This is a genomic window from Streptomyces sporangiiformans (genome assembly GCF_005768555.2).
Taxonomy (GTDB): Bacteria; Actinomycetota; Actinomycetes; order Streptomycetales; family Streptomycetaceae; genus Streptomyces; species Streptomyces sporangiiformans.
Genome location: NZ_VCHX02000123.1, coordinates 58,997 through 72,571 on the forward strand (window position 1 = coordinate 58,997; position 13,575 = coordinate 72,571).

Sequence of the window (13,575 nt, forward strand, 5' to 3'; positions counted from 1 at the left end):
GAGGGCTGCCTTGGTTCGGCGCACGGGCTGAGACGCCATGCGCGCGGACCGATCGGCCCTCCTGTGACCGGGGCCCGTGCGACGGCCCGTACGACGCTGCGGATGTCCGTGCCATAGGTGCGACCGGGCTGGATTCGTGGAAACCGCGCCGTGTCGCCGACGAGGATGGTTGACGTATGCAGATGGAGATCCGGGCCGCTGCGATCCGCGGCATCGATCGTCTGATCAACGACCTTGGTGGCGACGGGGCGGCACTGTTGTCCGAGTTCGGCGTTTCGCCCGCTGATCTGGACTCCGAGCACGGGCTGTTGCCGACGGTGACGGCCGGGCGGATCCTGCGGAGTGCCACGAAGAGACTCAACTGCCCGGACTTCGGGCTGCGTCTGGCGGCGTATCAGGACATGTCCATGCTCGGCCCACTGGCTCTGGCGGTAGGGAACTGCGACACCGTCGGAGAGGGGCTGGACTGCGCGTCGCGTTTTCTGTACGTGCACAACCAGGGGATTCGTCTGTCGCGCGCACAAGATCCCGAACACTACGCGGGTGTGGGGGCGATCGAATACCGGATGCTGCATCCGGACATCCCGTACGAGCCGCAGGCGATCGACGCGGGTCTGGGGCTGCTGCACCGCAATCTCATCACGATGAGCGGGGGATACGAGCTGCTCGGGGTGTACATGCCCCATCCGCCACTGACCGACGAGTCGGTGTACACGAACTTCTTCCGCGCGCCGGTCCGGTTCGACACCGGGCGTGCCCTGCTGCGGGTGCCGACGAAGCTCTTCGCCCAGCCGATGTCGACCCCGGTCAATCCAGAACTGCGGCGCATGGTCGTGGAGTACCTGGAGGCGCACTACACCGATCCGCGCGAGAGCGTGGTGACCACGGTGCGGTCGGCGGTCAGCCGCGCACTGGGCACGGTCCCGGCACGGATCGATCTGGTCGCGGAGTGGCTGCACATGCATCCGCGCACGTTGCAGCGCCGACTGGCGCAGGAGGGCACCTCGTTCCAGGCGATCGTCGACGACGTCCGCAAGAACGCGGCGCACCGACTGCTGACGGGGACCGACATGCCGTTCTCCCAGGTCGCGTCGCTGGTGGAGCTGGCCGGACAGGCGGCCCTCACTCGAGCGGCGCGCCGCTGGTTCGGCAGGACGCCGACGCAGGTCCGCCGCGAAGCCAAGTACACATCTACTGCACCGCGTGTCGTGCAGAGTTAAATTTTTGTCGCCCAGGGAAAAGCGACGTCTTCGGAGCGCTTCCATACTCGGGTGCCATGACCAGCCCCCCACACCCCGCCTCGCTCCCCGGTCATGTCGACGTCCTGATCGTCGGCGCGGGTATCTCCGGTATCGACGCCGCGTACCGGGTGCAGTCACAGTGTCCCGATCGGTCGTACGCCGTGCTGGAGGCCCGCGAGTCCCTGGGCGGGACGTGGGATCTGTTCCGGTATCCGGGGGTCCGTGCCGACTCCGACATCTACACGCTCAGTTTCCCGTTCCAGCCCTGGACCGGCGAGAACTCCATGGCCGACGGGGACGAGATCCTCGACTACCTGCGGCGCACCGTGGACCGCTTCGGCATCGACCGCCGCATCCACTGCTCCACGAAGGTGGTCGCGGCCAACTGGTCGGGCGAGACGGCCCGTTGGACGGTGACCGTCGAGCAGCGCGAGGGCGAGGACGGACCGCGGCGGTCCACCGTGACCTGCTCATTCCTCTACCTGTGCACCGGCTACTACGACTACGAGCGCGGGCACGACCCGCAGTTCCCGGGCATCGACTCCTTCGCCGGGACGGTGGCGCATCCGCAGTTCTGGCCCGAGGGGCTCGACCACACGGGCAGGCGTGTCGTCGTGATCGGCAGCGGCGCGACCGCGATCACCATCGTCCCCGCGATGGCCCGCGACGCGGCGAAGGTGACCATGCTGCAGCGCACGCCCACCTGGATCAGCGCGTTGCCGCGGCGCGACCGGTTCGCCGCCAGGGTCCGGCGGCGGCTGCCCGCGGGGCTGGCGCACCGGGTCATCAGGGCGCGCAACGCCGCCTACTCCAATGGCTTCTACCACTACTGCCGGCGCTTCCCGGACCGCGCGCGGACGCTGCTGACCAGGGCCGCCGCGCGACGGATCGGCGAGGAGGCGGTGCGTGAGCACTTCACCCCGTCGTACGCGCCGTGGGACCAGAGGGTGTGCATCACGGCCGACGCGGACCTGTTCAAGGCGATCCAGCGCAAGGAGGTCGAGGTGGTCACCGATCACATCGACGGCTTCGTCGCTGAGGGGATCCGGCTGCGGTCGGGCAGGGTGCTGCCGGCCGACATCGTGGTGACGGCGACCGGGCTGCGCATGCTGGCGTTCGGCCATATCGCGGTGAGCGTCGACGGCGAGCCGGTCGAGCCCGCGCGTCACCTGCTGTGGCGGGGCACCATGCTCAGCGACGTGCCGAACTTCGCGCTCTGCTTCGGTTACGTCAACCTGTCCTGGACGATGCGGGCGGATCTCACCGCGCGGCTGGTGTGCCGCGTCCTCAACCACATGCGCCGCGCGGACCTCGCGGTGGTCACCCCGCCCGCGGAGCCCGGTGTTCGGGAGCAGCCCATGATCGAGCTGGCGTCCGGCTACGTCCAGAGGGGCGTCCAGAGCTTCCCCCGGCAGGGCCACCGCGCCCCGTGGCGGATGCGCCAGACCTATCTGCTGGACACCGCCGACATCGCGCGCGCGAGCCTTGGCCGCGAGTTGCACGGCGTGCCTCGCGCGTCGGTGCGGCCGGTCGGCGACGGCACCCGGCTGGGAGGCTGACCATGGCGGATCTGGACGGAGTGTGCGACGAGCGCTTCGCGGAGGTGGCCGCGCGGCTGTCCGAGAACCTCGACGCGGGCGACGAACTCGGCGCCTCGATCGCGGTCCTGGTCGACGGGGAGCCGATGGTCGACCTGTGGGGCGGTTGGGCCGACCAAGGCCGTACGGCGCCGTGGCGGCGCGACACGATCACCAATGTCTGGTCGTGCACGAAGACGGTCACGTCCCTGGCGGCGCTGCTGCTGGTGGAGCGAGGACTGCTCGACGTCGACGCCCCGGTACTGGCCGGAGTTCGCCGCGCGCGGCAAGGAGGGCGTGCTGGTCCGGCACCTGTTGTCGCACACCTCGGGTGTCTCGGGGTGGGACCGGCCGGTGACCGTCGCGGACGTCCGCGACGTGCCGGAGTCGACGGCCCGGCTGGCCGCGCAGGCGCCGTGGTGGCCTCCGGGCACGGCGTCCGGCTACCACCTGCTGAACTACGGGCACCTGGTGGGCGAGTTGGTCCGGCGGATCGACGGGCGCACCATGGGCCGGTTCGTCGCCGAGGAGATCGCCGGTCCGCTCGGTGCCGACTTCCACATCGGTCTGCCGGACTCCGAGTTCGGCAGGGTCGCCGATGTCGTACCGCCGCCGCTGCGGTCGAGTGATCTCGCCGGCGCCGATCCGAACGGTGTGGCGATGAAGACGTTCACCGGTCCCCTGGGCGGTGCCGAGGAGTCCTGGCGCCCCGAGTGGCGCCGCGCCGAGATCGGCGCGGCGAACGGCCACGGCAACGCCCGGTCGCTCGCCAGGATCCACTCCGTCATCGCCTGCGGCGGCACGCTCGACGGCGTACGCCTGCTGTCGCCACGGACCATCGACCTGATCTTCTGTCAGCAGACGGACGGGCAGGACCTGGTGCTCGGGGCGCACTTGCGCTTCGGCATCGGGTTCGGGCTGCCGTCCCCGGCGGTGCCGTATCTCCCGGAAGGACGGATCTGTTTCTGGACCGGATGGGGTGGATCGGTAGTCGTGATCGACACCGAACGCCGGGCCGCGATCTCGTACGTCATGAACAACATGGGCACCGGACTGCTCGGCAGCGACCGCACGACCCAGTACGTCAAGGCCGCTTTCGCGGCCCTGGAATGAAGGTGCGCCAATGAGTTTCGCCAGTCCCCACGCCGACGTGGAGCTGCCTGATCCGGGGCTGCACGCCTACCTGTTCGCGGGTCTGGGCCCCGCCGAGCTGGACCGGGTCGCGCTGGTCTCCGCGGAGTCCGGTGAGATGCTGACGTACGGGTCCTTGCGGGCCGGCGTCGACGGGTTCGCCGCCGAGTTGGCGGCACGTGGCGTCGGCCCCGGCGACACGGTGGCGCTGCTGTGCCCGAACGTGCCGGCGTTCGCGGTCGCGTTCCACGGAATACTGCCGGCGGGCGCCACCGTGACCACGGTGAACGTGCTGTCCACCGCGGCGGAGACCGCCAAGCAGCTGACCGACTCCGGGGCGCGGACGCTGGTCACGGTGACGGCCCTGGCCTCGACGGCCGGGGAAGCGTTGGGCACGGTAGGGCTCGACGCCGCCGCGACCCTGCTGCTGGACGCCGAGCGTCCGCCCGCGTCCGCCCCGGCGCCTGCGCTCGGCCGGTTCGACCCGGCCGAGCGAGTGGCCGTGCTGCCCTACAGCTCCGGCACCACGGGCGTACCGAAGGGCGTGATGCTGACCCATCGCAACCTGGTGGCCAACATCGCGCAGCTCGCGCCGGTGCTGGACCTGCGTTCCGACGACGTCGTGCTGGCGGTCCTGCCGTTCTTCCACATCTACGGCATGACGGCGCTGATGAACTCGACGCTGGCCGCACGCGGCCGCATCGTCACCATGGCCCGGTTCGACCTGCCCACGTTCCTGGAGGCCGTCCAGCGCCACCGCGTCACCTACCTGTTCATCGCGCCGCCGATCGCGGTGGCCCTGGCCAAGCACCCGCTGGTCGACTCCTACGACCTGACGTCGCTGCGGGCGATCGTCAGCGGTGCGGCCCCGCTGGACGAGGATCTGGGCGCGGCGGTGGCCCAGCGGCTGTCGGTGCCGGTCGTCCAGGGGTACGGCATGACCGAGCTGAGCCCGGTCAGCCACCTCGTGCCGGTGGCCGACGGCGGGGCAGGGATCGCGGGGCGTCGCGCGCCGATCGCGGCCAGCGGCTGGCCGCTGCCCAACACGGTCAACAAACTCGTCGACCCCGCGACCGGTGCCGAGATCGGCCTGCCCGTGGACGGGCTGAGCGAGCCGGGGGAACTGTGGGTGCGCGGGCCGAACGTGATGGCGGGTTATCTCGGCAACCCGGAAACCACCGCCGAGACCCTCGACGCCGACGGGTTCCTGCACACCGGGGACCTGGCAAGGGTCGACTCCACCGGATGCGTCCACATCGTCGACCGCATCAAGGAGCTGATCAAGTACAAGGGTTACCAGGTCGCGCCGGCCGAACTCGAGGCGCTGCTGCTGACCCACCCGGACATCACCGACGCCGCCGTGATCGGAGTGGCCGACGCCGAGGGCGAGGAGATCCCGAAGGCGTTCGTCGTCACCGGCGACCCCGCGTTGAGCGCCGAGCGGGTGATGGAGTTCGTCGCCGCGCAGGTCGCGCCGTACAAGAAGGTGCGGGCCGTCGAGTTCGTCGCCGCGATCCCCAAGTCGTCGGCGGGCAAGATCCTGCGCAAAGAACTGAGATCCAACCAGCCCGTGTGACCAGCGGCTTGCAACATCTGCCATAGTTATGACGAGTGTTATATACAGAGAGGTGTATCCCATGCCCGAGCCGGTAGTCCTGGTGGCGACGATGGTCGCCAAGCCGGGCCAGGAAGAGCTGGTCGAGAAGACGTTGACGGCGGCGCTGCCCGCGGTGCACGCCGAACCCGGATGCCTGCGCTACGCGCTGCACCGCAAGGCGGGCACCACCGGCGAGTTCGTCATGATCGAGAAGTGGGCATCGCAGGAGGCGCTGGGCGCGCACATGAAGGGTGCCGCGATGCGTGAGGTCGGCATCGCCCTGGCACAGGCACTGGCCGGACCGCCGGACATGGTCTTCCTGGACGCCGTCCCCGCCGGCGACCCGGACGCCGGCGCCGTCTGACCGACCACGGGGGCCGGGCCGACGGGCGACGCCGGTCGGCCCGGCCCGGGACCCCACGAAACCGAGGAGCTTTCCCATGAAGAGCCTGATGTTCGTCGCGCCCGGACAGCTGCGCTTCGACGAGGTCGACGCCCCCACCGTCGTCGAGGGCACGGACGCGCTCGTGCGCCCGCTCGCGGCCACGACCTGCGATCTCGACCACCATGTCATCGCCGACAAGACCCCGTTCTCCGGATTCGGCCCGTTCCCGCTCGGTCACGAGTGCGTGGGCACGGTGGTAGAGGTCGGTCCCGACTGCACGGAGGTCGCGGTCGGCGACGTCGTCGGCGTCGCGTGGCACATCGCGTGCGGCACCTGCGCGCAGTGCAAGCTCGGACACACCGCCCGCTGTCTCGCCCACGGCGACGCCCAGTACGGCCTTCCGGTGAACGGGGCCTGGGGCGGGACCTTCGACGAACTCATCCGCGTTCCCTATGCGGACTTCAACCTCGCCAAGCTGCCCGCCGGGGTCGACCCCGTGCACCTGGCCTCGATCGGCGACAATCTCGCCCTCGGCTGGGAGACGGTGATGCCGACCGTCGCCCAGATCACCGACCCGAAGATCGCGGTCTTCGGCGGAACCGGCTCCATCGGCCTGTACTGCGTCGACGTCGCAGTCCACTGCGCCGGCGCCCGCACCGTCTACTACGACGACGACCCGGTCAGGATGAAGGTCGCCGAGCAGCTCGGCGCCGAGGTCCACGACGTGGGCGGCAAGCGGGAGAAGGACTTCCACCTCGCCGTGGACGCCAGCTGCAACCCCGAGCGGCTGCGCAAGGCGCTGCTGTCGGTCGTGCCCGAGGGCCACGTCAACAGCGTCGGCATCTACTTCGACGAGGTCCAGCTCCCCCTGCTCGCGCTCTACCAGCGCGGAGTCCACTTCCACAACGGCAAGGGACACGCGCGGCCGAACATGACGCCGACCCTGGAGGCGGTGGCCGCCGGCACGCTCCACCCCGAGCTGGTCACCAGCGGAATCTACGGCTGGGACGAGATCCCCGGCGTGCTGACCTCCGACCGGGCCGGCCACAAGCCGATCTTCGTACTGGAGAACTGAGGCATCGGGGCCGTCGGTCTGTCGCGGAGAGCACCGCTCGAATGGCGACGCCGAGGTGATCGGCGGCCCGTCCGAGCGGTGCCGGGCCCGCGGTGAGACCGGGACACCTCCCGCATCCACGGACCGACCCACCGCCGCGCCGAGTGCTGGGCCGTCGCCGGCACGGGACTCAGGTCGGCGCAACGCGTTGACAGCGAGAAGTTCTCCGTCGCCAACAGGCGTATTCCCCCCTCCCCCCCCCGCGATCCTGCAAAGGGTGTCGGGGACGGTTCGGCCGGACCGCGGTCCCCTTGACCGGGTCGGCCGGTCGCTGCCCCGGAGGATGTCACCACAGCAACCCGTGAGGCAGGGACCGTCCTGCCGAACGTGACACCGGCGACTTCATCCTCGTCATGGCCGGCAGCGGAGGGCTGACCAGGGCGGATCCGAGCGCCCCTGGCCACCTGTCGCTCGAAGTCACAGCAGGCTGGCACTTCTGCGCGACGACCGGTTGTCCTGTGCCGTCCAAGTTTGAGCGTTGCCACCGAAGATTGATGACCAGTGATGCGTGCCATCGAAGTTTGACCGGCCGGCGTGCTGGTGTGTCAGGGGTGGGGGTTGTGAGGGCTTGCGGAGGCCTGCACTTGTCCCAGCCTTGAGGGGGTTGTTGCCGTCGCGGGCGGGTCTCACGTCTCCGTTCGTCGGGTTGACCCGTGGTGGTCCCAGCGACGATGGAATTTGGCGCGGTACTCCCTCGGCCGCTGGCCCGTGTGTCTGGCAAAGATGCCGCTGAATGCCCCGGGGTCGCGGTACCCGACGTCGGAGGCGATACTTGCGACGGTCCTGTCGGTGGTCTCCAGCAGGTGTCTGGCTCGACGCACCCGGACCCTCTGCAGGTACGCGAGCGGCGTCTCGCCGGCTTCCTCGCCGAAGCGACGGAGCATGGTTCTCGTGCTTACGTGGAACTCCTGGGCGAGGGTGGGCAGGTCATAGCGAGCGCTGAGGTTCTGGTCGAGCCACCGCTTGACGCTGAGCGAGAACTCCCTGCCCACAGTGGGTATGAGCGCCAAGTCGACATAGGGAGCCTGCGTGGAACGTGCATCATCGACAAGCGCGATACGCGCGGTGCTACGGGCGACGCGGGGGCCGTCGTGCTCGCCGATGAACTGCAGCGCGAAGTCGTACATGGCACTGAAGGCCGCTGTGGTCGTCACCCCCCGGTCGGTCACGACCAAGCTCTCCGGGCGGAGGCGCACGTCGGCGTACCGGCGGGCGAACCGGTCCGCGAACAACCAGGACGTGGTCGCTTCGCGCCCTCCGAGCAGCCCGGCTTCAGCGACCAGAAAGGCGCCCACACAGATCGATACGACAGCGGTCCCCGAGGCCGCCTGCGATCGGATCGACGCCACTTCCGGGCCCAGGTTTGCGAGTGTCGCGTCGAGATCGAGCGTGGGCGAAAGCTCGAAGCCCGGCACGATCAGGACGTCTACGGGGCAAACCGCCGAGACGTCGAGGACGGAGCCGCCGGACGCGATCACACGCCGCCGGGGCGAGATGACTGACGTCTCGTAGGCAGGCTGAACCGACCCTTGCGCCGCGGCGACATGAGTTGCCATGGCCAGGAGGTCGGGGACTCCGAATACCTCCGACGCGAAGCAGCCAGGGTAAGCCAGCACACCAACTCGCAGCGGACTCATGCGGCCCCTCCGGCACCTTTGAACCGTGGCGATATTACCCGGATACGTGGCGATGCCGCCGCTTCTCAGAAGGGTCGCCACTCATCATCATCTCGGTCATGACCATCATGCGAGGACAGAGCGACCCCTTGGACGACTTCTCGCGGAGAGCCGTCAGCGTCGATGACGTCGACAAGACCGTGTACGTTGCCGGGTCAGGACCCGCAGTCATCCTCATGCCCGAGATGCCGGGTATCAGCCCCGACGTCGCGCGGTTCGCGCGTTGGGTGCGTGATGCCGGCTTCTCCGTGTACCTGCCCTCTCTTTTCGGCGTCGACGGCGCCTATCCGCTCGCCGAGGCAGGTGAGACCATCGTTCGACGCGCGTGCGTCAGCGCCGAGTTCCGAGCGTTTGCCGGTGGCGGCACAAGCCCCGTCGTCACATGGCTGCGCGGCCTCGCTCGCCTGGCGCACGCCGAGCGTGGCGGGCCTGGCGTCGGCGCCGTCGGACTGTGTTTTACCGGCAACTTCGCCTTGACCATGGCGCTCGAACCCGCTGTCATCGCACCCGTGGTCAACCATCCGTCGCTTCCGCTCGACGACCCCGGCGGTCTGGAGATCAGCGACGAAGACGCTGCTGCCGTGGCTGAACGCGTAGCGCGAGACGGATTGGAGGTTCTCGCCTACCGCTTCGACAACGACAGGTGGTGCACCGGCCAGCGGTTCGCGGCTTACCGAGCGCTGCTCGGGGACGCATTCGACGGCCGCGTGCTCAAAGCCGAGACGGCGAACACGAACCCTCCGCCCTTCTTCCGTGATGTCGTCGGTTGCGCCCACAGCGTCGTCACGGCACACCTCGTCGACCAGGACGGTCACCCCACCATGCAGGCCCGGAACGAGATCATCGCCTTCCTGGCCGAGCGGCTCGGGACGCAGCCGGAATGAGCCCTTGGCGCTCCGGCACCTGGCGATGCGACGGAGCGCCGCCGCTTCCCGATGCGATCTGGTCGTCGACCTGTAGGCACTCGTGACCGCCCCTCGGCGCCCCCAGTGAAACAGGCCATTCAGACTTCGTTGACACAGGCTCAACCTTCAGTGGCACAGGACAGATAGTTGGCCAGGTGCTGGATGACCGGTGGGTGAGCCAGCGGGTGCTGGCTTGCGTGGTCCGGTCGGTGGGGGCGTTGTCGAGGAGCAGGTACAAGTCGGCGAGTGTGACGTCAGGGTGTACGTCTCCTTCAGCCTTTCCGGCCTGGATGAGTGCGGCCAGTGCGGTGGTGGTGCGCTTGACGGCTGTGTCGGTGTCGGCGTTGGTGTCGGCGCCGATTGCGCGGGCGGCGCCCTTCACGGCCAGGTCGCCGGCGGCAGTCTCCAGGAAGCGGCCGAGGAAAGCGGCGTAGAGACGCTGCCCACCAAGCCGTACCACTCCATCCAGGACCTGGTACGCCGCCACCGCGACCCACCGATGCCTTCGGCTTCGCCGACCTCGACTTCATCCATCTGCCCGGCGGACACGCCCCCATGGTCGACTTCCGCGACGATCCGTGGATCGGCGAAGCCCTCCACCTCGCCCGCGAGAACGGCACCGTCACCTCCGTCATCTGCCACGCCCCGGTCGCGTTGACCTCCACCTTCCAGCGCATCGACGTGGACGGTCGGCCCTACCGCCTGGCCGATAGCGACAACCCCTTCCACGGCGTCGACATCAGCGTGGCGACCAAGACCGGCGAGAAGCTGGCCCTCAAGGCCGGGTATGTCGCCGTCCCCGGTGAGAAGACCAGGCTGACCTACTTCGTCGACGACGCCCTCAAGGAGGCCGGGTTCAAGGTCGCGGGCGGCCTCAACCCCACCGCCGTGAAGCTGGCCTACGACTCCGACCTGCGCCTGCTCACTGGAAACGGCCCGCAGACCATCGACCGCCAGGCCGCCAAGGTCCGCAGCGCCCTTGCTGCCGACCCGGTCCGCACCGCCGCCTGACAGCCCAATCCCAGCGGGCGTGCGATGTCACATCCGTGTCTCGGGCGCTCTCCCATGAGCCTGAGGCACGGCCCCGTCCCGCCCAGCCGCATCGCATCCGGTCGTGCCGTCAGAGGAGGAGAGCTTCGACGTGTCGCACCGGGTGTTCATCCGCAGCACTACTGGACGCGTTCCAGCAGCGCGGGCCTGTCACGGTGGTCGTCCGCGGGGCCCCTGCTGCCAACCAAGAACCACGCTGCGGTCCGCTCGAAGGTGCGCCGGCGCCTGCTGTGGCGGAGGCTTGGAGACATGGAGGTGCCCACGCAAGCGGTGTGGACAGGCTGGATCACGTTCGGCCTGGTCAGCCTCCCGGTGCAGTTGTTCCCGGCAACGCGAAGGCGCGGGGTGGATCTGCATGAGGTGCACGCCGCGGACGGCTTCCCCATCCGGCACCAGCGCGTCTGCCAAGCCGAGCACCGCGAAGTGGACAGCCAGGACATTGCGAAGGGCTACGAGACCCCGGACGCGCGCACCGTGGTGCTGCGGGAAGAAGACCTCGAGGCTCTGCCGCTGCTCAGCAAGCACGTCATCGGCATCCTCGGGTTCGTTCCCGTCGACGGCCTGGACCCGATCCTGTTCTCCCGCGCCTACTACGCCACCCCGCACGGGCCAGCCGGGCAGCGGCCGTACGCGCTGCTGGTGGCCGCGCTGGCCAGGGCCGAGCGCGCAGCCGTGGCCAAGGTGACGCTGCACACCAGAGAGCGCCTGGCCGCGCTGTGGCCACGCCGCGACACGCTGGTCGTCCAGACGCTCCTGTGGCCCGAAGAAGTCCGCGAACCCGGCAACCTCGGATCCACCACGCCGGTGACCGGGCAGGAACTCGAGCTCGCCTCCCTGCTGATGGCCCAGCTACCCGGCGTCGACCTTGCCGTGCTGCACGACGACTACGCCGCGGCGCTGCAGCAATTGGTAGCGGCGAAGGAATCCCGAGGCCAACTCGTGTCACCTGCCGAGCCGGAGCCGACGGTCGACTTGATGGCCGCACTGGAGGAGAGCCTGCGCAAAGCCGCATACCACGGCCGCACGCCAGACTGACCGCGAACGCCATCTCCCACCACGAGCGTACGGACGACGCCCACCGACACTCGCCCTACTCACAGGAACACAGCGGGCCCGGTCTGACCGGCCGTCCGCGCCCCACCCGGGCTCCGCTCCCCTTACAAGCCGGGTCCCCGCCGGGCGGCTCAGGCCGGGATGCCGTGCAGGACCTGGCCTTGTGAGTATTTCTGATCGTCAGTCACGTCGTAGCGGTCACCGCGCGGCCCGATCGCTCGTTGGTGCCGTGTGCTGCAGGGGTCGCGGCACGGCTGAGAGGCCGCCGGGAGATTGTCACTGAGGAGGAGTGCAGGCAGCATGCCGTGATGCGCCTCAACACCCCCTACGAGGGTGCCCTCGGCGACTACTTCGCCGAATCGGCCACTGACGGCCCTTACAACGCTCACACCGACCGGTCCGCCAGGCTCGCTCTGGCCAGCGACGTCACCGGCCTGCGTGTCCTGGACATCGGCTGCGGCGCCGGGCACTACATCGCCGAACTGCGGGCGCAGGGGGGGGGCAGCCGAGGTGGATGGCGCCGAGGGCAGCGCGACGCTGCTGCGCCGCGCCCACGACCGGGTCGGCCGCGACGCGGCCGTCACGCTGCGCGTGGGTGGCACGTCAACGCGTGGGGCCCGGGAGTACTGACGGAGGCGGTCCGATCCGCCCTGCGGGACGCCGAAAGTTCTCTGCGCTGGACCCCGATCTCGTGGCCGCCAAGGACGTGTGAGTCTTTCTGATCGACTGCAAGAGCCGAATGACCGGCCGCACCACGCACCGCCACTCGGTGCAGCGAGCCGCTGTCACGGCCCACCTTCAGCTGGTCGCATGGACACAACTGCCAGTCCGCTACGTCTTCGACAACCTAGACGTGCTCACACCGCACAACGTCTTGGTAACCGGTCAGACCGGCCCCCGCACCACCGTCGGCTCCGGATCCGCCTACTACCTGGTGCCCGCGTCTCGCTCGCCTTCGATGCGGTATCGGAGCGGAACAGGGCGATGCTGGGCACGGCGTCCCCGCTGTGCGTGTAACGAACCGGGCACGCCTCTCCCGAGCGGCGTGGGCCAGCGATAGCCCAGCCGTCTGCAGGCCAAGGGCGCGATGCGATGCCAGGAGCATGGCTAGCGAGTCTTCGCTGCAGAGGCCTGAATAAAGAAGCTGAGAGCCTGACGAGCTGCCTCAGTACGCGTCGCAAGGTCTTGCGTGTCTGTGGCCTCGTGGATGTCGCTGGCCATCCGCAACAGCCCATCCGCCTGCTGCAACAGCTCAGGATCCGGAAGGTGGAAGGTCAAACCGTTCATGGCCTGGCGTGCTACGCCCCGTAGGCGGTGCCCCTCGAATCGGGCGGCACGATGCTCCGCGCCCTCTCGCTCCTCATCTTTGCGGTGATACCACTCCTGCTGGCTACGGATCACGTCGGTGATGGCGTTACTGAAGGCGAGCGCCGCTTGTTGCCGGTCGCTGCGCGCCGCGTTCAAGCGCTGGAAGATGTAGCCGAGAGTGGCGCCAAGAAGAGTACCGATCACGGCAACGAGGCTGGTGAGTACCTGGGTCACGCGCCGATGGGACCACGTCCTACAGGGACCTCGCTAGAAGAACGTCGAGACGGCATAGCGCGAGCTGTCTCCCTACTGAGGCGCTCGCAGGGCCGGCGTCCCATTCCTCCTGCCAGCCGCCGCGCTGCCGGGTGGGCAGCAGCAGAGCGAGGGTGGTCAGCAGGCGGGCAGTGACGACGTTGGCGGGTGCCGCGGATTGGATGACGGCTTCAGCGACGCTGTGCACTACGCGGCCGGCATCGCACAGTCCCGTCGCGCTGGTCAGGATGCGAACACGTCGAGGCTCTCGCGGGCTGCGCGGTAG

The 13,575-nt window shown here is 69.1% G+C and carries 11 protein-coding genes and 1 pseudogene; 9 read left to right on the forward strand and 3 right to left on the reverse strand.

The window, feature by feature from the left end; genetic code table 11:
- Positions 1–176 precede the first annotated feature (176 nt).
- From FGD71_RS16330 to FGD71_RS16355, 6 genes and pseudogenes are all read left to right on the forward strand, one after another.
- Positions 177–1,220, forward strand: coding sequence for an AraC family transcriptional regulator (locus tag FGD71_RS16330; protein WP_119101184.1), 1,044 nt, complete (start codon positions 177–179; stop codon positions 1,218–1,220).
- A gap of 56 nt (positions 1,221–1,276) precedes the next feature.
- On the forward strand, positions 1,277–2,800 hold the full coding sequence (locus tag FGD71_RS16335) for a flavin-containing monooxygenase (protein WP_119101185.1): 1,524 nt from the start codon (positions 1,277–1,279) through the stop codon (positions 2,798–2,800).
- A 2-nt stretch (positions 2,801–2,802) separates the two neighbouring features.
- Positions 2,803–3,931 (forward strand): annotated as a pseudogene (locus FGD71_RS16340) (serine hydrolase domain-containing protein).
- Positions 3,932–3,941: 10 nt separating this feature from the next.
- A complete protein-coding gene (locus tag FGD71_RS16345; protein ID WP_119101186.1) occupies positions 3,942–5,525 on the forward strand; it encodes an AMP-binding protein in 1,584 nt (527 codons plus the stop codon).
- 61 nt (positions 5,526–5,586) lie between these two features.
- A complete protein-coding gene (locus FGD71_RS16350) occupies positions 5,587–5,910 on the forward strand; it encodes a putative quinol monooxygenase (protein ID WP_119101187.1) in 324 nt (107 codons plus the stop codon).
- Positions 5,911–5,986: 76 nt separating this feature from the next.
- The gene (locus FGD71_RS16355) at positions 5,987–7,006 is read left to right on the forward strand and encodes a zinc-dependent alcohol dehydrogenase (protein ID WP_119101188.1); all 1,020 of its coding nucleotides are present in this window, start codon (positions 5,987–5,989) and stop codon (positions 7,004–7,006) included.
- Between the two features lie 665 nt (positions 7,007–7,671).
- Here the strand turns inward: FGD71_RS16355 and FGD71_RS16360 are convergent.
- Complete coding sequence (locus FGD71_RS16360) at positions 7,672–8,682, reverse strand: GlxA family transcriptional regulator (protein ID WP_119101189.1); 1,011 nt, start codon at positions 8,680–8,682, stop codon at positions 7,672–7,674.
- Between the two features lie 98 nt (positions 8,683–8,780).
- On the opposite strand from FGD71_RS16360, the gene FGD71_RS16365 reads away from it, so the two are divergent.
- Positions 8,781–9,605, forward strand: a complete 825-nt coding sequence (locus tag FGD71_RS16365; RefSeq protein WP_240436612.1) for a dienelactone hydrolase family protein — start codon at positions 8,781–8,783, stop codon at positions 9,603–9,605.
- Here the strand turns inward: FGD71_RS16365 and FGD71_RS50195 are convergent.
- Positions 9,562–10,113, reverse strand: a complete 552-nt coding sequence (locus tag FGD71_RS50195; RefSeq protein WP_420878310.1) for an SbtR family transcriptional regulator — start codon at positions 10,111–10,113, stop codon at positions 9,562–9,564. The genes FGD71_RS16365 and FGD71_RS50195 overlap by 44 nt on opposite strands.
- A 68-nt stretch (positions 10,114–10,181) precedes the next feature.
- On the opposite strand from FGD71_RS50195, the gene FGD71_RS16370 reads away from it, so the two are divergent.
- Entirely contained in the window at positions 10,182–10,637 is a 456-nt protein-coding gene (locus FGD71_RS16370; RefSeq protein WP_119101190.1) for a type 1 glutamine amidotransferase family protein, read from the forward strand.
- Positions 10,638–10,925: 288 nt separating this feature from the next.
- Entirely contained in the window at positions 10,926–11,711 is a 786-nt protein-coding gene (gene ku / locus FGD71_RS16375; protein WP_162931146.1) for a non-homologous end joining protein Ku, read from the forward strand.
- Between the two features lie 1,125 nt (positions 11,712–12,836).
- Here the strand turns inward: ku and FGD71_RS16380 are convergent.
- Positions 12,837–13,271, reverse strand: coding sequence for a hypothetical protein (locus tag FGD71_RS16380; RefSeq protein WP_119101192.1), 435 nt, complete (start codon positions 13,269–13,271; stop codon positions 12,837–12,839).
- Positions 13,272–13,575 lie beyond the last annotated feature (304 nt).